Annotated in this window: 25 protein-coding genes; 3 read left to right on the top strand and 22 right to left on the bottom strand. The window is 62.6% G+C overall.

What is annotated here, in order from left to right:
* Positions 1 to 37: 37 nt before the first annotated feature.
* The 10 genes from hflX to ndk form a co-directional block, all read right to left on the bottom strand.
* Positions 38 to 1,270 carry a GTPase HflX gene (gene hflX / locus BUS06_RS10410; protein WP_254368816.1) on the bottom strand — a complete coding sequence of 411 codons (1,233 nt, stop codon included), beginning with the start codon at positions 1,268 to 1,270 and terminating at the stop codon, positions 38 to 40.
* 31 nt (positions 1,271 to 1,301) lie between these two features.
* Positions 1,302 to 1,538, bottom strand: coding sequence for an RNA chaperone Hfq (gene hfq, locus BUS06_RS10405; protein ID WP_006051315.1), 237 nt, complete (start codon positions 1,536 to 1,538; stop codon positions 1,302 to 1,304).
* A 142-nt stretch (positions 1,539 to 1,680) separates the two neighbouring features.
* Positions 1,681 to 3,018, bottom strand: a complete 1,338-nt coding sequence (gene der, locus BUS06_RS10400; protein WP_074266017.1) for a ribosome biogenesis GTPase Der — start codon at positions 3,016 to 3,018, stop codon at positions 1,681 to 1,683.
* Positions 3,019 to 3,367: 349 nt separating this feature from the next.
* Positions 3,368 to 4,513: an outer membrane protein assembly factor BamB gene (gene bamB / locus BUS06_RS10395; protein ID WP_074264191.1), complete on the bottom strand. Its 1,146-nt coding sequence runs from the start codon at positions 4,511 to 4,513 to the stop codon at positions 3,368 to 3,370.
* Between the two features lie 60 nt (positions 4,514 to 4,573).
* Positions 4,574 to 5,203 (bottom strand): tetratricopeptide repeat protein, encoded by a 630-nt coding sequence (locus BUS06_RS10390; RefSeq protein WP_074264190.1) that lies wholly within the window; start codon positions 5,201 to 5,203, stop codon positions 4,574 to 4,576.
* A 66-nt stretch (positions 5,204 to 5,269) separates the two neighbouring features.
* Complete coding sequence (gene hisS, locus BUS06_RS10385; protein ID WP_074264189.1) at positions 5,270 to 6,610, bottom strand: histidine--tRNA ligase; 1,341 nt, start codon at positions 6,608 to 6,610, stop codon at positions 5,270 to 5,272.
* Between the two features lie 20 nt (positions 6,611 to 6,630).
* Complete coding sequence (gene ispG, locus BUS06_RS10380; protein ID WP_074264188.1) at positions 6,631 to 7,947, bottom strand: flavodoxin-dependent (E)-4-hydroxy-3-methylbut-2-enyl-diphosphate synthase; 1,317 nt, start codon at positions 7,945 to 7,947, stop codon at positions 6,631 to 6,633.
* 83 nt (positions 7,948 to 8,030) lie between these two features.
* Positions 8,031 to 9,173 carry a helix-turn-helix domain-containing protein gene (locus BUS06_RS10375; RefSeq protein ID WP_074264187.1) on the bottom strand — a complete coding sequence of 381 codons (1,143 nt, stop codon included), beginning with the start codon at positions 9,171 to 9,173 and terminating at the stop codon, positions 8,031 to 8,033.
* 210 nt (positions 9,174 to 9,383) lie between these two features.
* A complete protein-coding gene (rlmN, locus tag BUS06_RS10370; RefSeq protein ID WP_074266016.1) occupies positions 9,384 to 10,535 on the bottom strand; it encodes a dual-specificity RNA methyltransferase RlmN in 1,152 nt (383 codons plus the stop codon).
* A 112-nt stretch (positions 10,536 to 10,647) separates the two neighbouring features.
* A complete protein-coding gene (ndk, locus tag BUS06_RS10365) occupies positions 10,648 to 11,073 on the bottom strand; it encodes a nucleoside-diphosphate kinase (protein WP_074264186.1) in 426 nt (141 codons plus the stop codon).
* A 266-nt stretch (positions 11,074 to 11,339) separates the two neighbouring features.
* Here ndk and BUS06_RS10360 point away from each other — a divergent pair, with 266 nt between their 5' ends.
* A complete protein-coding gene (locus BUS06_RS10360; RefSeq protein ID WP_074264185.1) occupies positions 11,340 to 12,038 on the top strand; it encodes a Bax inhibitor-1/YccA family protein in 699 nt (232 codons plus the stop codon).
* A 226-nt stretch (positions 12,039 to 12,264) separates the two neighbouring features.
* On the opposite strand, the gene BUS06_RS10355 is transcribed toward BUS06_RS10360, so the two are convergent.
* The 10 genes from BUS06_RS10355 to BUS06_RS10310 all read right to left on the bottom strand — a co-directional run bounded on the left by BUS06_RS10355 (position 12,265) and on the right by BUS06_RS10310 (position 21,397).
* Positions 12,265 to 13,038, bottom strand: coding sequence for an MBL fold metallo-hydrolase (locus tag BUS06_RS10355; protein WP_074264184.1), 774 nt, complete (start codon positions 13,036 to 13,038; stop codon positions 12,265 to 12,267).
* A gap of 8 nt (positions 13,039 to 13,046) precedes the next feature.
* Entirely contained in the window at positions 13,047 to 14,180 is a 1,134-nt protein-coding gene (gene bamC, locus BUS06_RS10350; protein WP_074264183.1) for an outer membrane protein assembly factor BamC, read from the bottom strand.
* A 111-nt stretch (positions 14,181 to 14,291) separates the two neighbouring features.
* A complete protein-coding gene (gene dapA, locus BUS06_RS10345; RefSeq protein WP_074264182.1) occupies positions 14,292 to 15,209 on the bottom strand; it encodes a 4-hydroxy-tetrahydrodipicolinate synthase in 918 nt (305 codons plus the stop codon).
* Between the two features lie 42 nt (positions 15,210 to 15,251).
* Positions 15,252 to 15,893: a class I SAM-dependent methyltransferase gene (locus BUS06_RS10340; RefSeq protein ID WP_074264181.1), complete on the bottom strand. Its 642-nt coding sequence runs from the start codon at positions 15,891 to 15,893 to the stop codon at positions 15,252 to 15,254.
* 58 nt (positions 15,894 to 15,951) lie between these two features.
* Positions 15,952 to 17,154: a tryptophan--tRNA ligase gene (locus BUS06_RS10335; RefSeq protein ID WP_074264180.1), complete on the bottom strand. Its 1,203-nt coding sequence runs from the start codon at positions 17,152 to 17,154 to the stop codon at positions 15,952 to 15,954.
* Between the two features lie 4 nt (positions 17,155 to 17,158).
* The gene (locus tag BUS06_RS10330; RefSeq protein WP_074264179.1) at positions 17,159 to 17,824 is read right to left on the bottom strand and encodes a site-2 protease family protein; all 666 of its coding nucleotides are present in this window, start codon (positions 17,822 to 17,824) and stop codon (positions 17,159 to 17,161) included.
* Positions 17,825 to 17,895: 71 nt separating this feature from the next.
* Positions 17,896 to 18,531: an L-threonylcarbamoyladenylate synthase gene (locus tag BUS06_RS10325; RefSeq protein WP_074264178.1), complete on the bottom strand. Its 636-nt coding sequence runs from the start codon at positions 18,529 to 18,531 to the stop codon at positions 17,896 to 17,898.
* A 79-nt stretch (positions 18,532 to 18,610) separates the two neighbouring features.
* On the bottom strand, positions 18,611 to 19,441 hold the full coding sequence (locus BUS06_RS10320; protein ID WP_074264177.1) for a 3',5'-nucleoside bisphosphate phosphatase: 831 nt from the start codon (positions 19,439 to 19,441) through the stop codon (positions 18,611 to 18,613).
* Positions 19,442 to 19,547: 106 nt separating this feature from the next.
* Positions 19,548 to 20,432 carry an alpha/beta fold hydrolase gene (locus BUS06_RS10315; protein ID WP_074266015.1) on the bottom strand — a complete coding sequence of 295 codons (885 nt, stop codon included), beginning with the start codon at positions 20,430 to 20,432 and terminating at the stop codon, positions 19,548 to 19,550.
* A 110-nt stretch (positions 20,433 to 20,542) separates the two neighbouring features.
* A complete protein-coding gene (locus tag BUS06_RS10310; RefSeq protein WP_074264176.1) occupies positions 20,543 to 21,397 on the bottom strand; it encodes a ferritin-like domain-containing protein in 855 nt (284 codons plus the stop codon).
* Positions 21,398 to 21,644: 247 nt separating this feature from the next.
* On the opposite strand from BUS06_RS10310, the gene BUS06_RS10305 reads away from it, so the two are divergent.
* Both BUS06_RS10305 and hslO read left to right on the top strand, forming a co-directional pair.
* A complete protein-coding gene (locus tag BUS06_RS10305; protein WP_074266014.1) occupies positions 21,645 to 22,169 on the top strand; it encodes a gamma carbonic anhydrase family protein in 525 nt (174 codons plus the stop codon).
* Positions 22,170 to 22,239: 70 nt separating this feature from the next.
* Positions 22,240 to 23,190: an Hsp33 family molecular chaperone HslO gene (hslO, locus tag BUS06_RS10300; RefSeq protein ID WP_074264175.1), complete on the top strand. Its 951-nt coding sequence runs from the start codon at positions 22,240 to 22,242 to the stop codon at positions 23,188 to 23,190.
* A 50-nt stretch (positions 23,191 to 23,240) separates the two neighbouring features.
* On the opposite strand, the gene ftsB is transcribed toward hslO, so the two are convergent.
* Both ftsB and eno read right to left on the bottom strand, forming a co-directional pair.
* Positions 23,241 to 23,687, bottom strand: a complete 447-nt coding sequence (gene ftsB / locus BUS06_RS10295) for a cell division protein FtsB (RefSeq protein WP_074264174.1) — start codon at positions 23,685 to 23,687, stop codon at positions 23,241 to 23,243.
* A gap of 124 nt (positions 23,688 to 23,811) precedes the next feature.
* Entirely contained in the window at positions 23,812 to 25,095 is a 1,284-nt protein-coding gene (gene eno, locus BUS06_RS10290) for a phosphopyruvate hydratase (protein ID WP_074264173.1), read from the bottom strand.
* Between the last annotated feature and the right edge of the window lie 75 nt (positions 25,096 to 25,170).

Genomic DNA, 25,170 nt, shown 5'->3' with positions numbered 1-25,170 from the left:
CCAGAGTAGACAGCGGGTCAGTGCAATTTGGAACGGGTCAGTGCCCGAGTTCGGGGACCTTGCGGTCGTCACGTGATTCTGCAGGCCAGCCTTCTTCCGGCGCTTGTGGCGCGTTTGGCTCTGCATGCTGCACGTCGGGAAGAGTGTCGGCAGCCGCGATTTCGGCGATGGCAGCGCGCAGTGTCTCCAGTCCCTGCCCGGTGCGCGCGCTCAAAAAGACGCGCGAAATATTACCATACTCATCCCGCTCAACCGTGTCGCCTCGGGCCGCCAGCTCGGGCACGGCGTCGATCTTGTTGAACACCAGCACCTGGCGGATTGTGTCGGCACCGATTTCGTGCAACACCTCGTTGACCTGATCGATCTGGTCGAGGCGCACGGCGCTCGATGCATCCACGACGTGCAGCAGCAGATCGGCGTGAATCGTTTCTTCCAGCGTGGCGCGAAACGCTGCCACCAGCTGGTGAGGCAACTCGCGGATAAAGCCGACCGTATCGGACACCACCACCTGCCCCACCTCGTCGCCGAGATAGACGCGCCGCGAGGTCGTGTCGAGCGTGGCGAACAACTGGTCCGCCGCATACGCCTGCGCCTTCGTGAGCGCATTGAACAGCGTGGACTTGCCCGCGTTCGTATAACCGACCAGCGACACCGACATCGTGCGGTTGCGCTCGCGCGCGCGCCGCTGCGTGCCGTGCTGGCGGCGCAGTTTTTCGAGCCGCGTCTTCAACGCCTTGATGCGCTCGCCGATCAGCCGGCGGTCGGTTTCAAGCTGCGTTTCACCCGGACCGCGCAAACCGATACCGCCTTTTTGCCGCTCCAGGTGGGTCCATGCGCGGATCAGCCGCGTGGACAGGTACTGCAATTGTGCGAGCTCGACCTGCAGCTTGCCTTCATGGCTGCGGGCGCGCTGCGCAAAAATATCGAGAATCAGACTCGTGCGGTCGATCACGCGCCTGTTAAGCGCCTGCTCCAGATTACGTTGCTGGGCCGGCGCAAGCGCGTGATTGAAGATGACGAGTTCAATGTCGTTCGCCTCGCACGCAAGACGCAGTTCTTCCGCCTTGCCGCTGCCGACAAACATTTTGGCATCGGGACTGGAGCGGCGTCCGGTGAGGGTAACGAGGGGAGTCGCGCCCGCGCTTTGCGCGAGCAGGCTGAGTTCTTCGAGACTGGCTTCGAAATCGATCTTACCGAAGTCGATGCCGACAAGCGCTGCGTTGGTCAAATTGGAGGGTATCAAAATGAAGCGGCCGGGAGAGATCGCCAACGGGCGACACTACGCCGGCCGCGACGAGAGGTTAGGACTGTTCGGAATCCGGGTGGAAATTTACCGGGCGGGCAGGCACGACAGTGGAAATGGCGTGCTTGTAGACCATCTGGGTAACCGTATTCCGGAGCAACACGACGTACTGGTCGAACGATTCGATGTTCCCTTGAAGCTTGATGCCGTTGACCAGATAGATCGACACCGGCACATGCTCTTTACGCAGTGCGTTCAAAAACGGGTCTTGTAACAATTGCCCTTTGTTGCTCATAGCAAACTCCGTATTTTTTTGCAGGTTGACTAAATTGACGACGAAGAAAAAGAAATCCGCCGTCAACCGCTACACTATAGCCGATTTTCGTTTTTGCGCGAGTGACCTGGCCATCCGGCCAAACCCAACACACACGCGGGTTTCAGCCTTTGTCCGCGTAAGGGTTCGTCGACGATCTGAACTCTATGCGCAATGGAGTCCCAGTCAGCCCGAAAGTTTCCCTGAAGCGATTTTCGAGGTAGCGTTTATACGTTTCCGTGATCGCGTCGAGCGCATTGCCGTGAATCACGATAATTGGCGGGTTTTGGCCTCCCTGGTGCGCATAACGCAGCTTCGGACGAACCGGACCCCGCCGGCGCGGCTGCTGGAATTCGACTGCGTCGATCAGTGCGCGCGTCAATTTCGGTGTCGGCAGCTTGGACATGGCCGCCGCATAGGCGTCGTCAACCGAGCGCATCAACGGCCCAATCCCCGACTTTTCGGCCGCTGAAATAAAGTGAAATTTCGCAAAGTCGAGAAATTTTAGTTTGCGCTCCAGATCCGCTTTGGTGCGCTCGCGCACATGCGAGTCGAGACCATCCCATTTGTTTACGCCAACAACTAGCGCGCGGCCCTGCTCCACCACGAAACCGGCAATGTGCGCATCCTGGTCGGAGATGTCCTGACGGGCGTCGAGCAGCAGGATCACGACGTTCGCGTCCGAGATGGACTGCAGCGTCTTCACCACAGAGAACTTCTCGATGGCTTCGAACACCTTGCCGCGACGGCGCAGGCCAGCGGTGTCGATCAGCGTGTAGGGCTTGCCCTGACGCTCGAAATCCACGTAGATCGAATCGCGCGTGGTGCCGGGCATGTCGAACGCAATCACGCGCTCCTCGCCGACGAGCGCGTTGATCAGCGTCGACTTGCCGACGTTCGGGCGGCCCACGATGGCGATCTTGATGCCGCGCGCAGCCTTTTCCTCGTCGCTCTCTTCCGGTTGACCCGCGTATGCGACTTCCAGCGCATCGTTGATCATCTCGGTCACGCCGTCGCCGTGCGCCGCCGAAATGGCGCGCGGATCGCCGAGCCCGAGCTCGTAGAAGTCCGCGGCGACCGCGCTGTACTTCATCCCCTCGGCCTTGTTGACGACGAGGAAAATCGGCCGGCCAACCTTGCGCAAATAGTCGGCAATCGACTTGTCCTGTGGCGCGAGACCATTGCGGCCGTCAACAATGAACACGACGATGTCCGATTCTTCAACTGCCTGACGGGTCTGGCGCGCCATCTCATGGAGGATGCCGTCTTTGGCGACCGGTTCGAAACCGCCGGTGTCCACCACGAGGTACGGGCGCTCGCCGGTGCGGCCTTCGCCGTAGTGGCGATCGCGTGTGAGACCCGGCAGGTCGGCAACGAGCGCATCACGCGAGCGCGTGAGACGGTTGAATAGCGTGGATTTCCCCACATTGGGGCGCCCCACAAGGGCAATTACGGGTTTCATCAGATGTTGTTCACGGTGAAACGCGAGGCCGGGATCGATCACCCCGCGCGCGACGCCATGCGGCCGCGTCGCGGCTGCGTTTGACGCAAATTATCACGAATTCGGCCGGCCCCGGACGTGCGGCAAATATGCCCGTCCAGGCGGACGTCGGGCTGGCTATATGGGCGGCGCCGCAGCGCCGCCGGGTTCCAGGTGTTGCGGACGGCTCCGCTTTCGCACCCGCGGCAAGCCTATGCCGCCGCAAACCCACGAAGCGGACGGTGACGTGCACCGCCCAGGATACAACTAAAAACGCGCGCGGCCGGCTAAGCCGGCCTGCGCGCGGTACCGCGTAAGCCTCTCGCCGCGTTTAGCGCGGACGGAAGCCGTAGATGTCGCCGTCGTGCGTCTGGACGACGAGCGTTTCGCCCGCCAGCACCGGCGCGGCGGTAATCGCTGTGCCATCGGTCGGCATCCGTGCGACGAGCGTACCGTCGTCACGCGAGAGGAAATGCACGAAACCCTGGTAATCGCCCATCACCGCGGCGTGGCCCAGCAGGAACGGCACACTCAGTTCGCGGTTCTTCAGCTTGTCGTTGGTCCACAACTGCTTGCCGCTCGTCGCGTCGAACGCGTTGACGACCGACCAGTCGTCTGCACCGACCACCGTCGATTCGTCCTGCGCAATACCGCTCGTGCTCGAGAACGCCTTTTCCCACAACGGACGGCCCGAGTTCGCGTCGAAACAGCCAACCTGCCCCTGGAACGTCACGGCACAGGTTTGCGCGTCGACCAGCGTGGGCGGCCCGGTCACGTCATTGATCCGCTCGACTTCCGTCACGCCCTTCGGATAGGACACCGGCGTTTCCCAGAAGGTATCGCCCGTCTGCACGTTGATCGCTGCGAACGTGCCGCCAGGGAAGCCGGCCAGCACCGCCTGGCCACCCGCGAACGTCATGCCTGCCGACACGCGCAGATTGAGCGGCACCGCGCGGTTGCGGTACACCCACTTCTGCTCGCCGGTTTGCGCGTTGAACGCCGTGATCTGGCCGTCCACCGTGCGCACCACCACAAAGCCGTTACCCACCAGCGGCGGCGAGATGATCTCACCAGGCGCCGTGTTCTTCCACAACTGCTTGCCGTTCTCGTCGAGCACGTACACCTGGCCCTTGAGCGCGCCGACCGCAGTCAGCGTTCCGTCGCTGCCGACACCTGCCGACAGGTCGCTGCCGATCTTGATACGCCAGACATCCTTGCCGGTCTGCGCGTCGATCTTCGCGACCGAGCCGTTCGCGCCTGCGGCGTACACGAAGTTGCCGACCGCCACCGGCGAGAACAGATAGCGCCCTGCCTTACCGACACTGGCCTTCCAGACCTGCTGCACGTTCAGCACGGGTTTGAACTCGGTGAGCGGCGTCGGCACGCGGCGCTCGTCCTTCGTGGATGAGCAAGCCGTCATCATGAGCACGGTCATCGCACAGGCAACGGGCACAGCGTAGCGTTTCAGCAGATTCATCGGTTGACGTTGCATTTAGGGAGATTGATCAAATGGGACTGGTTGAGCGTCATACGACGTTCAACCGCCCAGCGCGTCCAGCTTGAACTGGATCAGCTGGCGCGAGGATGTATCGGACTTCGGCAGCGAATCGAGCGCGAGCTGATAGGCCGTACGTGCATCGGCGCGCTTGCCCTGAGCTGCGAGCAGGTCGCCACGGCCATTCGCCACGACGCCCTTGAACGCGTCGGACTGCGGTTCGGCGAGCAGCGCCAGACCCTGGTCGTAAGCCTTGTCGTCGAGCAGCAGGGAAGCCAGACGCAGCTTCGCGATCTGCTTGAATTCGTCGTCCTTGGCATGGTCGACGGTCCATTGCAACTGCGCCTTCGCACCGGCTTCGTCGCCGGCTGCGTAGAGCGCCTTGGCCGCGGCCAGCGCGGTCATCTGCGCATACGCGGTGCCGCCGAACTTGTCTTCCATGTCGCCGGCCACGCGGGCCACCTGGGCCTTGTCGCCGGCCGTCACAGCCTGTTGCACCTGGTCGTACAGCACGGCGGCTTCCGCAGCCTGATGCCGCTGCCAGTAGTTCCAGCCGTTCCAGCCAGCGGACGCAAGCAGCGCCACCAGCACGATCCACGTCGTGGAATTGCCCCACTGGGCCCACCAGGCCTTCAGACCTTCAATTGATTCTTGTTCGTCGTGGTAACTCATCGCCAGGCGATCCCTTCTCTTTTATTACCTTGTATGTGTCGAACCGCATGGCCGACGACATCGCAATCAGTCGTCGCCGTCTTCGGCGGATGCAACCATCGCATTGATTAGAAATTCGGTCAAGTCTTCGGCCGGCACGTTGTGTTGCTCGCTCTTACCACCGTCCTGACCCGCATTGCGCAGCGGCTTCACACCTACCGTGCCGCTGGCGATCTCGTCTTCGCCGAGAATCACTGCGAAGGCCGCGCCGCTTGCATCGGCACGCTTCATCTGCGATTTGAAGCTCGCCGTCTGGCCATCCGCACTGCAGTGCAGGATGACGTCGAGACCGGTGTCGCGCAGCCGCTCGGCGATGATGAAGGCCTGCTCGCGCGCCGTGTCGCCCTGATGGACCACATACACATCGCAACCTTCATCCTCCGGCACGAGGTTCTCTTCCTTCAGAAGCTCGAGTATGCGCTCGACGCCCATGGCCCAACCGCAAGCGGCCGTCGGCTTGCCGCCGAGCTGCTCGATCAGCGGATCGTAGCGACCGCCGGCGGCCACGGTGCCCTGCGCACCAAGCTTGTCCGTCACCCATTCGAACACGGTCAGATTGTAGTAATCGAGACCGCGCACGAGACGCGGGTTGATCTTGAACGGCAGATTGTTCGACTTCAGGATGCGTTGCAGTCCTTCGAAATGCGCGCGCGACGCATCACCGAGAAAATCGATCAGCTTCGGTGCGTTCTGCGCGACTTCCTGCATGGCCGGGTTCTTCGTATCCAGCACGCGCAGCGGGTTCGTGTAGAGGCGGCGCTTCGCTTCTTCGTCGAGCACGCCCATGTGCTTTTCGAGGTACGCGATCAATTCGACGCGATGTGCCGCGCGTTCTTCCGCGAGCCCGAGCGAATTGATTTCGAGGCGAATCCCGGTCAGGCCGAGGTCATCCCACAAACGCTGGCACATCATGATGATTTCAGCGTCGGCATCTGGACCCGCAAAACCCAACGCCTCGACACCCACCTGATGGAACTGGCGATAACGGCCGCGCTGCGGACGCTCGTGGCGAAACATCGGACCGACGTACCACAAGCGCTTTGGACCGTCGTACAGCATGTTGTGTTCAATCGAAGCGCGCACGACGGCAGCGGTATTTTCCGGACGCATCGTCAGGTTTTCACCGTTCAGCGCATCGGTAAAGCTGTACATCTCCTTCTCGACGATGTCCGTCACCTCGCCGATACCGCGCGTGAACAGTTGCGTATGCTCGACGATCGGTGTGCGAATATTCTGGTATCCGTAAGAACGGAGCATCGACTTGACGGTCGTTTCGAAAAACTCCCACAACCCTGCTTCCTGCGGGAGGATGTCGTTCATGCCCTTCACACCGGACAATTTCTCGAGCTTTTTCTTCTGTTCAGTCATCTGTATTCGCTTGATACTTCTCAGTTGAGCGCGGTCGCGCGGCCGTAAGTACGCTCGACGTAATCGCTCACGATTTGCTGGAATTCTTCGGCGATGTGCTCGCCACGCAGCGTCTTCACTTTCTCGCCGTCGATGAACACCGGTGCAGCCGGATTCTCACCCGAGCCCGGCAGGCTGATGCCGATGTTGGCCTGCTTCGACTCGCCCGGGCCATTCACGATGCAGCCCATCACCGCGACGTGCATCTTCTCGACGCCAGGATACTGGTCGCGCCATACCGGCATCTGCAGACGCAGATAGGTCTGGATCTGCGAGGCGAGTTCCTGGAACAGCGTGCTGGTGGTGCGGCCGCAGCCGGGGCAGGCGATGACCATCGGCGTGAACGAGCGCAGGCCCATGGTCTGCAGGATTTCCTGGCCGACGATCACTTCGCCGGTACGCGGGCCACCCGGTTCCGGCGTCAGCGAGATACGGATCGTGTCGCCGATACCCTGTTGCAGCAGCACCGACAGCGCGGCCGTCGACGCCACGATGCCCTTCGATCCCATGCCGGCTTCGGTCAGGCCCAGGTGCAGCGCGAATTCGCAACGGCGCGCGAGTTCGCGATACACGGCGATCAGATCCTGCACGCCGCTTACCTTGCACGACAAGATGATCTTGTTGCGCGCCAGGCCCAGTTCCACGGCGCGCTCGGCCGAGCCGATCGCCGACTGGATCAGCGCTTCGTACATCACGCTCTGCGCTTCCCACGGAGTGGAACGCGCGGCGTTTTCGTCCATCATCTTCGCGAGCAGGTCCTGATCCAGACTGCCCCAGTTGACGCCAATACGCACCGGCTTGTCGTACTGGATGGCAGCTTCGATCATCTGCGCGAACTGCGTGTCGCGCTTCGCGCCGTGGCCGACGTTGCCCGGATTGATCCGGTACTTCGACAGCGCCTCCGCACACGCGGGGTAATCGCGCAGCAGCAGGTGACCGTTGTAATGAAAGTCGCCGACGAGCGGCACCGACACGCCCATGCGGTCGAGCTGATCGCGCACGGCCGGCACGGCCGCTGCCGCCTCCGGCGTATTGACCGTGATGCGTACCAGTTCCGAACCGGCCTGCGCCAGTTCCTTGACCTGAATGGCCGTGCCGATCGCATCCGCGGTATCGGTGTTGGTCATCGACTGGACGCGCACCGGTGCGTCGCCACCGATCGTCACGAGATTGCCGGCCCAACGGACGTCGACCGCGTGCGACGAACGACGCGGTGCATGACCGCCGAACACCGGCTCGTTCGAAGAAATCTGACTGCTGCTTTGGGATTGAGCTTCGGAGTGCATCGAAAAACCCATTTACGCCGCATGCGCCACGCAACACGCACGCCGCACGAATTGAAAAAGCGCCGCGAGCCACGAGGGCCGCGGCGCGCACCTTATCAAGGCAGCGTCATGCGCGCCACATTGCCTTTGGCGGATGCATATTTCGCGGGGTCGACCGGTTGACCGTCGAGCGTCATCGAATCGAGCCCTGCCTTGTTACCGACCGTGACCTTGAAAGGTCCAACGCCGGAAATTTCCTTGCTGTCGCCTGCGTGCACGAGGCCGGAGAACAACTCCTTGCCGTCGCTCTGCCGCACGCTGAACCAGCTATCCTGGGTGACGCGCAGCGCCACAACCGACTCGCCCGCCGCAGCCTGTACAGCATCGGACGCGCCGTTGGCCGTCGTCGCTACCACCGGTGCGCTGGCGGCCTTCGTCGCGGCCTGGGCCTGTGATGCTGCCTTCGGAGCCGCCGGGGTCGCCACAGCCGGCGCCGCCGAGCTCGCGCCGTCAGCCATCGGCAACGGCGTCGGCATCTGCACGGCCGACGCTGCGTTATCCGTTGCTGCCGGCTGGTTTTGATCCGGCGCCGACGCAGCGGGTGCCGCCTCGTCCGCCACGGCTTCGGAGCCCGCCGCCTGCCCTTGCGCCACTGCGCCCGACGCGCCGTTTGCGTTGTTACCCGCCGCGCTATTGGCCGTGGCCCGCAAGCGCGCCAGCCATGCTGACGAATCGCCGCCGTTCGTATGCCACATGCCCAATGCGATGACCGCGACGATCACCGCTGCGATTCCCCACAGCCACGAGCGATGCTTCTGACCGCCACTGCTGCCGCCCAGCGACAGCGAAACCCGGCCACGCGGCAGATCGCGCCCCGAAGACGCGGGCATCGACAGATCCGGCGCAGGCACGCCCTTTTCGCGGCGCAACGCCTGCGTGAAAGGTGCCGGATCGGCGCCGAGCATCTTGGCGTAGCTACGCACCACGCCGAGCGCGAAGGTCGTATCCGGCAACTGGCTGATATCGCCCGACTCAAGCGCGCGCAGTTTCGCCGACGACACCTTCAGCCTGGCCGACACGTCGTCGATCGACCAGTTCTTCGATTCGCGGAGCTGCGTCAGTCGCGCTCCCACCGCCATCAGCGAGTCCAACCCCGTCTGCACAGCAGGCTGCACCACGGCTGCGCGCGTGGCTGCCGGCGCCGGATGGCCCGTGTCGGTCCCTGTATCCTGCGGGTGCGGGTGCTGCGGCTCACTCATCCCAAATCCTTTCGCGTCGATTCTTTTTCACTCGTGCGAGAACCGCCGGGCAGCATGCCTCGGGCCAGTTACGCAGACCGTTTATAACAAAATGTGCGGCCTCATGTGCCGCTTCCGATCGCTTCTGCAAACTTTCTTTTCAATTCCATGCGGCACAGCGGGTTTTTTAGCGACTCGCAGCTTCGCGATTCGCGCTCCCCGCCGCCGTGCTCACACTGCGCGGACCTCGATCACCCTGGCCGCCTTGCCGCTACGTTCAGCGAGCCGCGTGCGATCCTGCACCGCCCCCGCCAATTGACCGCACGCCGCGTCGATGTCGTCACCGCGCGTCTTGCGGATCGTGGTAACAACGCCCGCATCCATCAGCACTTGCGCAAACCGCTTGATCTGTTCCGGCTTCGAGCGAAGCAGCCCGGACTCCGGGAACGGATTGAACGGAATCAGGTTAAATTTGCACGGCACGTCGCGCGTCACGGCGAGCAGCTCGCGCGCCTGCGCCTCGCTGTCGTTGACGCCGTCGAGCATGCAGTATTCAAACGTAATGAAATCGCGCGGCGCAACTTTCAGATAGCGCTGACAGGCGGCCATCAGTTCACGCAGCGGATATTTCTTGTTGAGCGGCACCAGCATGTCGCGCAGCGGATCCGTAGGCGCATGCAGCGAAACCGCCAGCGCCACCGGCAGATCAGCGCCGAGCCGGTCCATCATGGGGACGACGCCCGAGGTGGACAACGTGACACGCCGGCGCGACAGGCCGTACGCGTTGTCGTCGAGCATCAGGCGCATGGCCGGCACCACTGCGTCGTAATTCAGGAGCGGCTCGCCCATGCCCATCATCACGACGTTCGTGACGACCCGCTCGCCCTTGCCGTCGCCTCCCACCGCCCGGCCACCGGCCGCGCCGCGCGACGCGCGCAGCGCAAATTCAGCCATGCGGAGCTGGCCGATGATTTCGGCCGTGGTGAGATTGCGTGAGAAACCTTGTTTGCCGGTGGAACAGAACCGGCAGTTGACCGCGCACCCGGCCTGCGACGACACGCACAGCGTGCCGCGCGTTTCTTCGGGGATGTAGACGGTTTCGACCGCGTTGCTGTTACCGACGTCGACCAGCCACTTGCGTGTGCCGTCGCTGGAGATGTGATCGCTGACGATGCCGGGCATCGCGATCGTGGCACGACCTTTGAGCTTTTCGCGCAACGACTTCGCGAGATCGGTCATGCCGTCGAAGTCTGCAGCGTTGTACTGGTGGATCCAGCGCTGCAATTGTTTGGCGCGAAACGGCTTCTCGCCCAGGCTGTCGCAATAGGCGACGAGCCCCTGGGCGTCCAGATCGAGAAGGTTGACGGTTGGACTACTCGTCATATCGAATCCTGCCATTTCAGTGCGAGACTTTCCGTTCATGCAACAAGCTGCATGAACGCATGTGCCGTTCGCGCCCGTTCCTGCTGCTTTACCTTACTACTTCGCGGAGCGCTTAGCGCGAGTAAACGTTGACTTCCGGGAAGAAGAACGCGATCTCGACCTTGGCCGTTTCCGGAGCATCCGAACCGTGCACGGCGTTCGCGTCGATGCTGTCAGCGAAGTCAGCGCGGATAGTGCCCTTTTCTGCCTTCTTCGGGTCCGTTGCGCCCATCAGGTCGCGATGCTTCAGAATAGCGTTTTCGCCTTCGAGCGCCTGCACGACCACCGGGCCCGAAATCATGAAGTCAACGAGGTCCTTGAAGAACGGACGTGCAGCGTGCACAGCGTAGAACTTCTCTGCATCAGCACGCGACAGATGGACCATGCGCGAAGCGATGATCTTCAGTCCAGCGTTTTCGAAACGGCTGTAGATCTGCCCGATCACGTTCTTTGCCACTGCGTCCGGCTTGATAATCGACAGGGTGCGTTCGATCGCCATAAAAACTCCAGAAAATTAAGAGGTTACAGATTCAAATGAATCCGCTATTGTAGCATGTTCCCATGTATGATTGCGATTGAACCCTTACGGCATTGAAAGACTCCAACGGGGAGTCGGTATTTATCTTAAGAGGACCGCGCGGGCTATTGAAACTCCCTGCCACGGCGCTAATCTTAGGGTTGTACAGATCAAGCGACCGGCCGCAAACTTGCTGGCCGGCGCTGCAAAACCACGGCGAGTTAATGCGCCTGACGCAAGGAGAAACCATGAACGAACATCCCTATAGTTTCGGCCGCAACGGCGCTGTCGCCACGGCTGAATCCCGCAACCGCGTGCTACGCAACGTCTACTGGCTGCTGGCGCTGTCCATGGTGCCGACGGTGCTGGGGGCGTACGTTGGCGTCGTCACCGGTTTCTCGCTGTTCGCGGCCACTAGCCCGGCCATGAGCATGCTGGCGTTCTTCGCCATTGCTTTCGGCTTCATGTTCGCCATCCAGCGCACCAAAGACAGCGCAGCCGGCGTATTCGTGCTGCTCGGCTTCACGTTCTTCATGGGCCTGATGCTTTCGCGCATGCTGAGCTTCATCCTCGGCTTCTCGAACGGCCCGTCGCTGATCATGCTCGCGTTTGGTGGCACGGGTGTGATCTTCGCAGCAATGGCAACTGTCGCCACGGTCAGCAAGCGTGACTTTTCGGGTCTTGGCAAGTGGCTGTTCGTGGGTGTGATCGTGCTGCTGCTGGCGATGGTCGCCAACATGTTTCTGCACCTGACAGCGCTCATGCTGACCGTATCGGTCATGGCCATCGTGATCTTCTCGGCCTACATGCTGTTCGACATCCAGCGCGTTGTGCGCGGCGGCGAGACGAACTACATCACCGCTACGCTGGCAATTTATCTGGACCTGTATAACGTTTTTGTGAATCTGCTGGCGCTGCTGGGTATCTTCGGCGGCAACCGTAATTAAGCGTAACGTGCACGCGCAACCAGGCGCGGCGCGGTAAGCGCGACCCAGACGAGTGGTCCGCAAGCCTGAGAGGCAGAAGCCGTAACCAGCAGTAATAGACGTAAAGCTCGGTTTTTACGAGTCGCATGAAAAACGCCCATGACCTTTGACCGTCATGGGCGTTTTCTTTTGGGCGCTCGCTCTGGCTTGCAGGTATGCGACGATGCACAGGCCCGGAATCGGTGAATCAAAGGCTCAGCCAGTCGAAGCCGTCGTCCTGCGAGGCCACCACTACCTCGACCGCTGCCGCGCCTAGCACGCCCGCCATAGCAGCTTGCGCGAGTGCCGGCGTATTGTTCTGCTGGCTCAGATGCGCCGCGATCAGATGACGCAAGCGCGAGCGATCGAGCGAGGCGAGAATTTCTGCCGCCGCTTCGTTGTTCAGGTGGCCATGGTTGCCGCCAATACGCGCCTTCAGCGATTGCGGATAGCGGCTCGCCGCCAGCATGCGCACGTCGTGATTGCATTCGAGCACCAGCGCGTCGCAGCCGCTCAGCACGGCACTGATGTGCGGCGTCGACGTGCCGACGTCGGTCAGCACGCCCAGCCGGCTCGCGCCGTCCGACAGGACATATTGCAAAGGTTCGCGGGCATCGTGCGGAACGGTATAGGGCAGCACGCTCAGGTCGCCGATCGCAACAGCCTCGTCGCCCCACAACACATGCAGGTCGACCTCAGCCTCGTCGGCGCCCACAGCGCGCGCCGTGCCCCAGCTCATGTGCAGCGGAATCGACCACTTGCGGGCCAGCGTCAAGGCGCTGCCGATGTGGTCGCTATGCTCGTGAGTAATCAGAATGGCGTCGAGAGATTCGACGCCCAACCCGAGACGCGCTAACCGGCGTTCGAGTTCTTTTGCCGAGAAGCCGCAGTCAAGCAATACGCGCGTGGTGGTTGTGCCGCTTTGCACTTCCACCAGCAAGGCATTGCCTTCACTGCCGCTTCCCAGGCTGGCGAACCGCACGGTTCGTCTTAGTTCAGCTGCGCATGCAGCAGCGAAACAATGTGCTGCGCGTCCGACGAGGTATCCACCTGACCGTTGGCGTCGACCACCGCCACCTGCGTCAGCGCATCGCCCTTCGGCCGCACGTTGACGAGGAATTCCGGTGCAGGCTTGTTCGAACCGCCGCTAAACAGCTTGCCGAAGAGACCTTCCTTCTTCAGCTCCTGCGCCGCGTCTGAATAGCGCACGTAGTAAATGCCCTTCTGGCGATCGCGGTTGTCCACGGCGAAGTTCGTACGGTCAAGCGCAAGGCCCACACGCAGCCACGCGCTGTCGAAAGATTCCTGCAGGTCGAGGGTTGCACCGCCAGCCGTCATGTCCACCGTAACCGGTGCGGTAGCCGGGCGAGCATCCGTCAGCAGTTGCTTCGACTGCGCATCGGTCAGGCCGAATTTCTGCATCAGCTTGGCAAGGAACAGCGCTTCCAGCACCGGATTGCGCGGACGCTCCACCCAGCGCGACGACGTCTTGTCCTGACCGGTCAGCATTTCTTCCATCGCGCTATGCGTGATCGAAATATCCGTGGCGCCGTCCGGGCCGTGCGACACCAGGGTGCGGAAGCTGTCGCGGGTACCCGACGAGTAAGCGAAATCGACCAGCTTGCCGATCGACTTGCGGAACCAGTCGTCCGGGATGTTGGCGCGGTTCTCGGCCCAGTCGGTCGACATGATGCCGGTGTTCGGCGTATCGCTCTTCAGCGCAAAGCCGTTTTCCTGCCAGAAATCCTCGATCTGCGGCCACAACTGCTCCGGCGTCCGGCCGTCGACAACCAGCCAGCGATGATCGCCGTCGCGCTCGATGTGCATGCCGAGCGGGTCCTGCGCGCTCGGTACGCCTTCGACCGAATTGCCGGCGCTCGTGGCCACGCGCGTCGGTGCGCCGCCAAGCGCCAGGTTGGCCGGCGGGGCGACGTACTTCTGCTGGGTCTGCTGGGCCTGCAGATCGCTCGGCACGTTGAGCGGTGGGGCCGTGCCTGCGCCCTTGTAGTTGACGCGATCGGACGCAAACCAGTCGTTCAGCGTGTCACAGCCGGCGAGCGTCACCAGGGCAAGCGCCAGCGCCGCCATGCGGGTTGCGTGGAGGGAAAGTGCGGAACGTTTCATGAGGTCCTTCGTGAAGCTGGAACGCGGTGCCTGGTTCAATGCCGGGAACGCGGGCGATATCGACGTCGGTTAAAAAAATGCCGGTGACGGGCAGCTCGGTGCTGAAACCACTCAGCTGAGCAAACCCGCTTCGCGCAGCGCCGCACGCACCACTTCGTGGTAGCGCGCATCGAGCGGGGTGAGCGGCAGGCGGATTCCGCCTTGCACGCGCCCCAGTTGCTGCAAAGCCCACTTCGCCGGGATCGGATTCGATTCGATGAAGAGGTTCTTGTGCAGCGACAGGAGTTTCAGGTGAATCTCACGCGCGGTCTTTGCGTCGGCTGCCAGAGCGGCCTTGCACAACTCGCTCATGTCGCGCGGTGCTACGTTCGCGGTCACGGAAATATTGCCGTGGCCACCCAGCAACATCAGCGCGATCGCCGTCGGATCGTCGCCGCTGTAAATGCCAAAGTGCGCGGGTGCCGACTTGATCAGGTGAGCGGCGCGGTCGATATTGCCCGTCGCTTCCTTCACGCCCACGATGCCCGGCACCTGCGCGCAGCGCAGGATCGTTTCGTTAGACATATCCGCCACCGTGCGACCCGGCACGTTGTACAGAATCACCGGCAGATCGACCGTTTCGGCGATCTTGGCGAAATGGCGGTAAATACCTTCCTGGGTCGGCTTGTTGTAGTACGGCACGACTTGCAGCGTCGCGTCCGCGCCGACTTCACGGGCCTGCTGTGTCAGCTCGATCGCCTCAGTGGTGGAATTGCCACCGGAGCCGGCGATCACCGGAATGCGGCCAGCGGTGTGTTCCACCGCGGTCTTGACCATCAGCACGTGCTCTTCGACCGACAAGGTAGCCGATTCGCCGCTCGTGCCAACTACGACGAGCGCGTTCGTACCCTCTTCGATATGCCAGTCGATCAGTTTGCGGAACGCCGGCAGGTCGAGGCCGCCGTCTTCGAGCATCGGGGTGATGATGGCCGGAATGCTGCCGCGAATCTGAGGGCCGTTACTGGTGCCGCTTTGAATGCCGTTGGTCATGAAACGCCATGAATTTAATCAGTAAACCGCGATTGTAGCGGATTAGCCAGCCAGTTCGTAACAAGGCTGGGGTAATGCCTGAGTGTCGCCGGAAGCCGGCTGCGCCTCCAGAATTGCGCAGATCCGCTGGACGTACGCCGGACGCGGCTGCGCAAGAAAACCGTCCTGAAACGCGACCACCCGCAGACGCGGCCGTACCATGTCGAGCAACTCGCCCGGCGCAAGCAGGAACGCCGGGTTGGACGGCTTGCCAACCGTCTGGTTGCCGTGCGCGAAGGTCTCGTAAATCAGTACGCCGCCCGGCGCGAGCGCCGCCAGCAGGTTCGGGAACAACGGGCGATACAGGTAGTTCGTCACCACCACCGCGGCAAATTTCGCATCGTCGGGCAGCGGCCAGGGCGCGCCTTCGAGATCGGCCACGTGCGTCGTAATTCGGGGCTCGTCCCGCATGGCGGCGAGTGCTGCCGCATCGCGATCGAGCGCGCTCACCGGATGGCCGTGCCCGGCAAACCAGCGCGCGTGCCGACCTGCTCCCGAGGCCACATCGAGCACTGCGCCGCCCGGCGCCACGAGATGCGTCCAGTGACACACCCAATGCGACGGCTCGCCGAGCGAAGCGTGAGCTGCGACGGCGGCCGGAGAAGCCTCAGAGTTGGCAGAAGCAGCGGATGCGGATTCGCTCATGGCCTGCAAAAAGCGCTGCGCGCGGTTCGTGCCGGACGCACCCGTTGCGCCAGCGACGTCAATTGTACGAGAGTCCCATTGCCTCACGCACATCGCGCATGGTTTCGGTCGCGAACTTGCGGGCCTTGTCGCAGCCGTCGGCGGCGATCGCACGCAGCAGCGACGGATCGTCCATGTACTTTTGCGCGCGTTCGAGCATCGGCTGCTGTTCGCGCAGAATGCCTTCGATCACCGGCTGCTTGCAATCCAGACAGCCAATTCCCGCCGAGCGGCAACCCTTTTGCACCCACTCGTGGGTGGTTTCGTCTGTGTAGACCTGGTGCAACTGCCACACCGGGCATTTGTCGGGATCGCCCGGATCGGTACGGCGCACGCGGGCCGGGTCGGTTGGCATCGTGCGAACTTTCTTCGTGATGGTTTCCGAATCTTCCCGCAGGCCGATGGTATTACCGTAAGACTTCGACATCTTCTGACCATCGAGGCCCGGCATGCGCGACGCCTCGGTCAGCATGGCTTGCGGCTCGACGAGGATGATCTTGCGCGAGCCTTCGAGGTAGCCGAACAGCCGCTCGCGGTCGTTCATCGACAGGCTCTGCGACTCCTGCAGCATCGCGCGGGCCTGTTCGAGCGCTTCGTCGTCGCCTTCCTGCTGGTAGGCGTTGCGCAGCTCGTGATAGAGCTTCGAGCGCTTGCCGCCCAGCTTCTTCGCCGCCTCGTTGGCCTTCTCTTCAAAGCCCGGCTCGCGGCCGTACAGGTAGTTAAAGCGCCGCGCGATTTCACGCGTCATCTCGACGTGCGGCACCTGGTCCTCGCCGACCGGCACGAGCGAACCGCGATACAGCAGAATGTCCGCCGCCATCAGCACCGGGTAGCCGAGGAAGCCGTAGGTGGACAAGTCCTTGTCCTTCAGCTTCTCCATCTGCTCCTTGTAGGTCGGCACGCGTTCGAGCCAACCGAGCGGCGTGCTCATACCGAGCAGCAGCGCCAGTTCGGCATGCTCCGGCACCTTGCTCTGGATGAACAGCGTGGCCTGGGCCGGATCGATGCCGGAAGCCAGCCAGTCGATCAGCACTTCCCAGACGTTCTTTTCGATGACCTCGGGCGTCTCATAGTGCGTCGTGAGCGCGTGCCAGTCGACGACGCAGAAAAAGCACGGATATTCGGACTGCAGGCGCACCCAGTTTTTTAGCACACCGTGATAGTGGCCGAGGTGCAGGGAGCCGGTAGGCCGCATGCCGGAGAAGATACGGTCAGGGAACATGATTTTATTGAAAGAGCGAAGCGATAGGAGTCAGGATGGCGGTCACGGCGTCATAGCCGAGACCAACGAGCGGGCTCAGCCAGAAGCGGGTCAGGAGGCCCGTCATCACCAGCGCCATCACGATAAAGAAACCATACGGCTCGAGGCGCGCCAGCGCAATGGCCTGGCGCGGCGGCAGCAGCGCGGTCAGCACGCGCCCGCCATCGAGCGGCGGCAAGGGAAACAGATTGATCACGCCGAGCACCAGATTGACGCCAACGCCTGCGGCGGCCATGCGCGTGAAAAAGGGCTCTTGAACACCCGCCACACCAAGCGCCACGGCGATCACGCCCCAGACCAGCGCCTGCAAGAAATTGCACATCGGACCGGCCAACGCGACCCACAGGCTGCCCCAACGAGGATTGCGCAGATTGCCGAAGGCCACGGGCACCGGCTTCGCGTAGCCGAACATGAATGCTCCGCTGGTCGCAAAGTAGAGCAGCAGCGGAATCGCGATGGTGCCGAGCGGGTCGATGTGACGCATCGGATTGAACGAAACGCGACCGAGCGCGTAGGCGGTATTGTCGCCGAGGAGACGCGCCACGTAGCCGTGAGCCGCTTCGTGAAGCGTGATGGCAAAAATCACGGGCAACGCATAGACCGCGACGGTCTGTATCAGGGAAGAGTCCATAACCCGCTATTGTAACAACGCCATTGCGTGCGTCTGTCCGCTTTCGCTCATGCAGGCTAACACGGAGGCCCTCATGCCGGCTGTTCGAGACCAAAAGGCGCGAGACTGCCGCGCCCTGCCCGCACCAGCACCGGTTCTGGACCCGTCAGATCGACGATAGTCGACGGCTCGCATGGACACGGGCCGCCGTCGATCACGAGGTCGAGCTGTTTTTCGAGGCGCTCGCGGATTTCTTCGGCGTCGTTGAGCGGCTGGGTTTCGCCCGGCATGATCAACGTCGTGCCGAGCAGCGGCTGGCCGAGTTCTTCGAGAATCGCCAGCGTGATCGCGTGATCCGGCACGCGCAGGCCGATGGTCTTGCGCGACGGATGCGACAGGCGTCGCGGCACCTCTTTGGTGGCTTCGAGCACGAATACGTACGGGCCCGGGGTCACTGACTTGATCAGGCGGAACTGGCGGTTGTCGACCATCGCGAAGTTCGCGAGTTCGGACAGGTCGCGTACCAGCAACGACAGCAATTGACGCTCGTCGAGGCCACGAATCCGGCGCAGGCGCTCGACCGCGTTCTTGTCGTCGAGGTGGCAGGCAAGCGCATAGCTCGAATCGGTCGGCAGGGCGACCACACCGCCGTCGTTGATGATCTGCGCGGCCTGCTTGATCAGGCGCGGCTGCGGATTATCGGGATGGAGCCGAAAGAATTGGGACATGGTTATGAGCGGGTGGAAGCGAAGCAGAAGCGGGATCCGGGGCGAACCGGCCGCGAAGCCCGGTGCCGCCGGTGCACCGTCACAACCAGCGTTCCCACACCGGCGTCAGATCGGACGGCAACGGCGGCAGACTGCCCAGTTCGACCCGGCCCTCGCCCGCCGCATGAAAATCGGAGCCGCGCGAGGCCTCGAAACCGAAGCGGCGCGCCACGTCCGCATACTCGCGATACTGGTCTGGCGTATGGCTGCCTGTTACGACTTCGATCGCCTTGCCGCCGAGATCGATAAACTCGCCGAACAACGCGTCGAATTCTAGCTGGGTGTATTCATAGCGCCCCGGATGCGCAATCACCGCTTCGCCGCCGGCCACCTGGATCCAGCGGACCGCGTCAGCCAGCTTCGACCAGCGATGGGCGATGTATGCCGGCTTGCCGTCGCCCAGATAGCGAGTGAACACGTCCTGGGTCGATTCGGCGTAACCGTTCTCCACCATGAAGCGCGCGAAGTGAGTGCGCGAAATCATGTCGGGGTTGGACACGTACTTCAGTGCGCCTTCGTAGGCATTCGGCACGCCCAGGGTGGCAAGCAACTCGCCGATCGCTTCGGCACGTGCCGCGCGGCCGTCGCGGGTGCGCACAAGGCCGTCTATCAGCGCCTGGCAGGTCGGATCGACGTTCAGGCCGACAATGTGCACCGTGCGTGATGCCCATGTGACCGAAATCTCCACGCCGCTCAGGTAACGCATGCCGAGTTCCTCGGCGGTCTGGCGCGCTTCGGCCTGACCGCCCAGTTCGTCGTGATCGGTCAGCGCCCACAACGTGACGCCGTTAGCCTGCGCGCGACGCGCGACATCGGCGGGCGCAAGCTGGCCATCGGAAACGGTGGAGTGACAGTGGAGATCGGCGTTCATCGGTGTCTTAAAAAGGTTCTGCACTCATTTTACTGCAACGCAGTAACCCGAGCAGACCATTCGACGACGCCCAAGACCTTGCGGAAAGCTCAACCTGTCAGAAATCTTATGCGCAGAACGCCTCGATCAGCGCTGCCACCTGCTCCGGCTGATCGTGATGGACCATATGGCCCGCATCCTCGATGATTTTCTCGCGCCAGTCGGGAAACGCGCTGAACCGCGCCTTGAATTCGTCGAGCGGCACCTCGCCGGCAATCTGTGCGAGGGTCGGCGAGCCGGCGGCCTCGACGTGCAGCACTTTGGCGCGCACATTGGCCCAGACGGCCATGATTTCATCGAGACGGTAGAGCAGCGGGCTACGCAGCTTATGCGCGGGGTCAGCGAGCAGCATGAAACCGCCCTCGCCGTCCGGCTTCGACCAGTGCCCGGCGAGAAAACGCGCGCGCTGTGGGGCGAGACGCGGGTTGGTCTTCGTCAGCCGCGCAGCGACTTCGTCGAGAGACGCGTAACGCCTCAACTGCGGCGGCTCGCGCAATTCGTCGAGCCAGCTACGCAAACGCCTGGGCGACTGGCTCGGTTTCGCGGCGGCAAGGCCGAAGCCCTCCAGGTCCACCACCCGGCGAACCCGCTCCGGACGCGCCCCGGCATAAAGACAGACCACGTTCGCGCCCATGCTGTGCCCCACCAGGTTCACTTCGCCGGTCGGCGCGTAGTGGTCAAGCAGTGCGTCGAGGTCCGAGAGATAGTCCTGAAACCAGTAGCTACCACCGCCCCGCTCGGCCACCGGCCAGTCCGACAGCCCGAAACCGCGCGCATCCGGCGCGATCACCTGCCAGTTGCCGCCCAGTGCATCCACGACGAACTGGAACGATGCCGCCACGTCCATCCAGCCGTGCAGCATGAACAGCGTCGGGGCGTCCGGATTGCCCCAGCGCCTCGCATGCAGTCGCACGCCGCGCACGGCGATGAAGTCGGACTCTGGAATATTCATGAGCGCATCGGGCCTAAAAAAGAATGGTCGTTCGATTATAGCGAGATAGCGGGCAAGCGGAAGGTGCGACGTATCGAGAGGCGGCTCGATGTGCGACCGGCGCAACCGGCTCAATCTGTGGCTGGCGGAGTCGGCTCTAGGCCGGCCAGCGCGGCCAGTTCGGCTTCGTCGAAACCGGCGTCGCGACGGGCTTCGAAATTGAACGGACCACGTAATTTCGGTGCGTGATACTGGTCGGCGAGCTGCGCGTAAGTGGTGTGCGGGTCGAGACCGCCCTCGTCGCACAGGTGGCGGAACCAGCGGTTGCCGATCAGCACGTGGCCGATCTCGTCGCGCAGGATGACGTCGAGAATCGCCGCCGAAGCGTGGTCGCCCGCCTGCTGGAGCCTCGCACGGATCGGCGGCGAGGCGTCGAGGCCGCGTGCTTCCAGTGTGCGCGGCACCAGCGCCATACGCGCCAATACGTCGCCGCGCGTGCGTTCGCACATATCCCACAGGCCATCGTGGGCGGCAAAATCGCCGTAAGCGTGACCGAACTCGGCAAGCCGTGCGACCAGTAGCGAAAAGTGATGGGCTTCCTCTGCCGCCACCTTGAGCCAGTCGGTGTAGAACGCCGGGGGCATGCCGCTAAAGCGCCAGACCGCGTCGAGTGCCAGGTTGATCGCGTTGAACTCGATATGGGCGAGCGCGTGCAACAGCACGGCGCGTCCTTCAGGGGACTGCATACTGCGGCGGCCCAGTTTGCGCGGCTCCACCAGCTCCGGGCGGCCGGGCCGTCCTGGCAAGCCGGGCGGTTCGTCGATCAGCAGGGACGGCGAGCAGACCGCGGCGAGGGCCAGCACGTCGGCGTATAGGGTCCGCGCTGCGGCGGCCTTCGCCTGCGGATCGGACTGGCGCAATACTTCGAGTGCCTCGGCACGGGCACAACGCGACAGGTGGGGTACAACGGGAACGGCGGAATTCATCGTGACGGTCGTGGCGATCCTGGCGGGGCAGGAAAGTGGCTTGGAAAGGATTAAAAACGCACGCCGCAAGGCTGCCGGCCCACCGAGCGGTCTCTCCACACAACCGTTTACAATACGCCATTCAACCACACGGCGCGCACCATTCGCGCAGCCGTTTGCACTACCCCTACGCCCGCCGACGGCGGTGCGGCGACCGATCAACAGCAACCATCTTGCATGGATGCAGAAGCCTGGGACCGGAGACATTGTGGCAATTTACAAGCTTGGCGACGCAGCGCCGACCATCCACGAAAGCGTGTTCGTCGCGGATACCGCGACCATCATCGGTAAAGTCGAACTCGAAGAAAATTCGAGCGTCTGGTTTGGCGCAGCCATTCGCGGTGACAACGAACTGATCTCGGTAGGCCCGGGCAGCAACATCCAGGAAAACGCAGTCCTGCATACCGATCCGGGCTATCCGCTGACCATCGAAGCCAACGTGACAATTGGCCATCAAGCCATGCTGCACGGCTGCACCGTCAGGGAAGGCGCACTCATCGGAATTCAGGCGGTGGTCTTGAATGGAGCGGTAATTGGCCGCAACTGTCTGGTCGGAGCAGGCGCCATCGTCACCGAGGGCAAGGTATTTCCTGACAATTCGCTGATTCTGGGCGCGCCGGCCAAGGTCGTGCGCGAACTGACGGAGGCCGACATCGCCGGCCTGCGCCGTAACGCTGCCAATTACGCCGAGCGGCGCGCCTATTTCAAGGCGCAACTCGTGCGTATCGGCTAACCATGCCGCTCGCGCACAGTGCGCAAGCGCAGCATCGCATCAAGCTGCGCGATTCGACCGAGGAAAAGTTGTGAACGACCAGTTGCAAAAATTCATGTTCAGCGCGGCGCCCGTGCGCGGCGAAATCGTTTCGCTGCGCAATACGTGGCAAGAAGTGCTGACCCGCCGCGACTATCCGGCGCCGGTGCGCACGATACTCGGCGAAATGATGGCCGCCTGCGCGCTGCTCTCGGCGAACCTGAAGTTCGACGGCACGCTCATCATGCAGATTTTCGGCGACGGTCCGGTCAAGATGCTGGTAGTGCAATGCAGCTCCAACCTGTCGATGCGCGCCACCGCCAAGTTTTCTGGCGAAGCGGACGCCACTATCGGCGACGACACCACGCTGATCGAGCTCGTCAACGCCAGCGGTCACGGCCGCTGCGTAATCACGCTCGACCCGCGCGTCAAGCAGCCGGGCCAGCAGCCCTACCAGGGGATCGTGCCGCTGTCGGGCCTCGACGGTCCGCTCAAGTCAATGGCGGAAGTGCTCGAGCATTACATGCACCACTCCGAGCAGCTCGATACGCGCTTGTGGCTTGCGGCCAACACCGAGCGCGCGGTCGGCATGCTGTTGCAGAAGCTGCCCGGCGACGGCGGCATCGTCCCGCACCCCGGCGATCTCGACGTGGATACGTGGGAACGCGTGTGCACGCTCGGCGGCACGCTGTCGCAGGAGGAACTGCTCAAGGAAGAACCGGAGACCGTATTCCGGCGCCTCTTCTGGCAGGAAAACGTCCAGCATTTCGAACCCGCGCCTGCACGTTTCGAATGTAGCTGCTCGCGTGAGAAAGTCGGTGCGATGCTGAAAATGCTGGGCCGCGAAGAAGTGGATAGCGTGATCGAAGAACGCGGCCACGTCGAGATTCACTGCGAGTTCTGCAATCAGCGTTACGAATTCGATCCGGTCGACGTGGCGCAACTGTTTGTTGCCAGCGAGCTGTCGCAAGGCGTCTCGCCCGCTGCGGACCAGCGGCATTAACGGCATTAAGCAGAAACGCCTGCTCGCACATGCGGGCAGGCCAACCCGGCTTATTGCGCCGGCTTCTTCTCTTTCGAACCCTTGTCTTTCGTGTCCCTGCCGGCGCGCTTGCGATCCGGCTTCGCGCGCGATTCGGGATTCGGCACCACGCGCACCGGCGCCGCGGACACCTCGCCACGCGTCGATGTGGTGACCGACGCGTTATTCGGCGTAGGCAACGGCGCGTTAGGCGCGACGAACTGCACGAACACTTCGCCGTCCTTCACCATACCCATCTCGTAACGCGCGCGCTCTTCCACTGCGGCCGTACCATTCTGCAGATCCTGCACTTCACCCGCAATGCGTTCGTTGCGCAGCTTCTCGTCCGCGTTCTTCTGCATCTGCTGCGCCAGTTCGCCTTGCAGCTCATGCACGCGCAGCCAGCCCCCATGCCCCCACCAGAGTGGGTACTGGATCAGGGCCAGCAGTACGATCAGGACAGCAGTGACAAGCCGCATGAGGTAAGCACAATAAATACACGCCGCCCTGCGCTATACGCAGGGCGGCGTGCTGAATCAGAAACGAAGGAGAACCGGCTCAACGGTCAAAACCTGCATTCGACCTCATGATCAAGACTAGCGATCAACGCAGATTGTAGAACGCCGACTTGCCCGGGTAGCTGGCGATATCGCCGAGATCCTCTTCAATGCGCAGCAACTGGTTGTACTTCGAGATGCGGTCGCTGCGCGAGAGCGAACCGGTCTTGATCTGACCGGCGTTCAGGCCAACGGCGATATCGGCAATCGTCGAATCTTCCGTTTCGCCCGAGCGGTGCGAGATCACGGCCGTATAGCCGGCGCGCTTGGCCATTTCGATCGCGGCGAAGGTTTCCGTCAGCGTGCCGATCTGGTTGATCTTGATCAGGATCGAGTTAGCGATACCCTTCTCAATGCCTTCCTTCAGGATGCGCGTGTTGGTGACGAACAGGTCGTCGCCCACCAGCTGGATCTTCTTGCCGAGCTTGTCGGTCAAGATCTTCCAGCCGGCCCAGTCGCTTTCGTGCATGCCGTCTTCGATCGAGACGATCGGGAACTTGTCGGCCAGATTCGCCAGGTAGTCCGCAAACTCCGTCGACGACAGTTGCAGGCCTTCGCCCGCCAACTGGTACTTGCCGTCGTGGTAGAACTCGCTCGCAGCGCAGTCGAGTGCCAGCAGCACGTCTTCACCCGCGCGGTAGCCGGCTTTCTCGATGGCTTGCAGGATCGTCGACAGACATTCGTCGTTGCTGCCGAAGTTCGGCGCGAAGCCACCTTCGTCGCCCACGGCCGTGCTCATGCCACGGTCGCTCAGGATCTTCTTCAGCGCGTGGAACACTTCGGCGCCGCAGCGCAGTGCTTCGCGGAAGGTCGGCTGGCTGACCGGCACAATCATGAATTCCTGGATGTCCAGGCTGTTGTTGGCGTGCGCGCCACCGTTGACGATGTTCATCATCGGCACCGGCAGTTGCATCGCGCCCGAGCCGCCGAAGTAGCGGTACAGCGGCAGGCCGGCTTCTTCAGCGGCAGCCTTGGCCACCGCCATGGACACAGCCAGCATGGCGTTCGCGCCGAGGCGCGACTTGTTCTCGGTGCCGTCGAGTTCGAGCAGGGTCTTGTCGAGGAAAGCTTGCTCGGAAGCGTCGAGGCCCATGATCGCTTCGGAGATTTCGGTGTTGATGTGCTCGACAGCCTTCAGCACGCCCTTGCCGCCGTAACGGCCGGTTTCACCGTCGCGCAGTTCGATCGCTTCGCGCGAGCCCGTCGATGCACCCGACGGCACCGCAGCGCGGCCCATCGTGCCCGACTCGAGCAGCACGTCGCATTCGACGGTGGGGTTGCCTCGCGAATCGAGAATCTCTCGACCGATGATATCTACGATAGCACTCATGGTTTCCTCAAGAAATGACGTTGGATTCTTACGGTGAAACAGCGTCCGGCGTACGAAGCACAGCCTCTAACCAGA

The organism is Paraburkholderia phenazinium (assembly GCF_900141745.1).
GTDB lineage: Bacteria > Pseudomonadota > Gammaproteobacteria > Burkholderiales > Burkholderiaceae > Paraburkholderia > Paraburkholderia phenazinium_B.
This window is presented reverse-complemented; position numbering and strand designations above follow the sequence as displayed.

What these genes read in the sequence shown, in the direction of transcription:
- hfq (WP_006051315.1), bottom strand. Translation starts at nt 1,538, where the DNA reads ATGAGCAACAAAGGGCAATTGTTACAAGACCCGTTTTTGAACGCACTG.
- der (WP_074266017.1), bottom strand. Translation starts at nt 3,018, where the DNA reads ATGAAACCCGTAATTGCCCTTGTGGGGCGCCCCAATGTGGGGAAATCC.
- bamB (WP_074264191.1), bottom strand. Translation starts at nt 4,513, where the DNA reads ATGAATCTGCTGAAACGCTACGCTGTGCCCGTTGCCTGTGCGATGACC.
- BUS06_RS10390 (WP_074264190.1), bottom strand. Translation starts at nt 5,203, where the DNA reads ATGAGTTACCACGACGAACAAGAATCAATTGAAGGTCTGAAGGCCTGG.
- hisS (WP_074264189.1), bottom strand. Translation starts at nt 6,610, where the DNA reads ATGACTGAACAGAAGAAAAAGCTCGAGAAATTGTCCGGTGTGAAGGGC.
- ispG (WP_074264188.1), bottom strand. Translation starts at nt 7,947, where the DNA reads ATGGGTTTTTCGATGCACTCCGAAGCTCAATCCCAAAGCAGCAGTCAG.
- BUS06_RS10375 (WP_074264187.1), bottom strand. Translation starts at nt 9,173, where the DNA reads ATGAGTGAGCCGCAGCACCCGCACCCGCAGGATACAGGGACCGACACG.
- rlmN (WP_074266016.1), bottom strand. Translation starts at nt 10,535, where the DNA reads ATGACGAGTAGTCCAACCGTCAACCTTCTCGATCTGGACGCCCAGGGG.
- ndk (WP_074264186.1), bottom strand. Translation starts at nt 11,073, where the DNA reads ATGGCGATCGAACGCACCCTGTCGATTATCAAGCCGGACGCAGTGGCA.
- BUS06_RS10360 (WP_074264185.1), top strand. Translation starts at nt 11,340, where the DNA reads ATGAACGAACATCCCTATAGTTTCGGCCGCAACGGCGCTGTCGCCACG.
- bamC (WP_074264183.1), bottom strand. Translation starts at nt 14,180, where the DNA reads ATGAAACGTTCCGCACTTTCCCTCCACGCAACCCGCATGGCGGCGCTG.
- dapA (WP_074264182.1), bottom strand. Translation starts at nt 15,209, where the DNA reads ATGACCAACGGCATTCAAAGCGGCACCAGTAACGGCCCTCAGATTCGC.
- BUS06_RS10340 (WP_074264181.1), bottom strand. Translation starts at nt 15,893, where the DNA reads ATGAGCGAATCCGCATCCGCTGCTTCTGCCAACTCTGAGGCTTCTCCG.
- BUS06_RS10335 (WP_074264180.1), bottom strand. Translation starts at nt 17,154, where the DNA reads ATGTTCCCTGACCGTATCTTCTCCGGCATGCGGCCTACCGGCTCCCTG.
- BUS06_RS10330 (WP_074264179.1), bottom strand. Translation starts at nt 17,824, where the DNA reads ATGGACTCTTCCCTGATACAGACCGTCGCGGTCTATGCGTTGCCCGTG.
- BUS06_RS10325 (WP_074264178.1), bottom strand. Translation starts at nt 18,531, where the DNA reads ATGTCCCAATTCTTTCGGCTCCATCCCGATAATCCGCAGCCGCGCCTG.
- BUS06_RS10320 (WP_074264177.1), bottom strand. Translation starts at nt 19,441, where the DNA reads ATGAACGCCGATCTCCACTGTCACTCCACCGTTTCCGATGGCCAGCTT.
- BUS06_RS10315 (WP_074266015.1), bottom strand. Translation starts at nt 20,432, where the DNA reads ATGAATATTCCAGAGTCCGACTTCATCGCCGTGCGCGGCGTGCGACTG.
- BUS06_RS10310 (WP_074264176.1), bottom strand. Translation starts at nt 21,397, where the DNA reads ATGAATTCCGCCGTTCCCGTTGTACCCCACCTGTCGCGTTGTGCCCGT.
- ftsB (WP_074264174.1), bottom strand. Translation starts at nt 23,687, where the DNA reads ATGCGGCTTGTCACTGCTGTCCTGATCGTACTGCTGGCCCTGATCCAG.
- eno (WP_074264173.1), bottom strand. Translation starts at nt 25,095, where the DNA reads ATGAGTGCTATCGTAGATATCATCGGTCGAGAGATTCTCGATTCGCGA.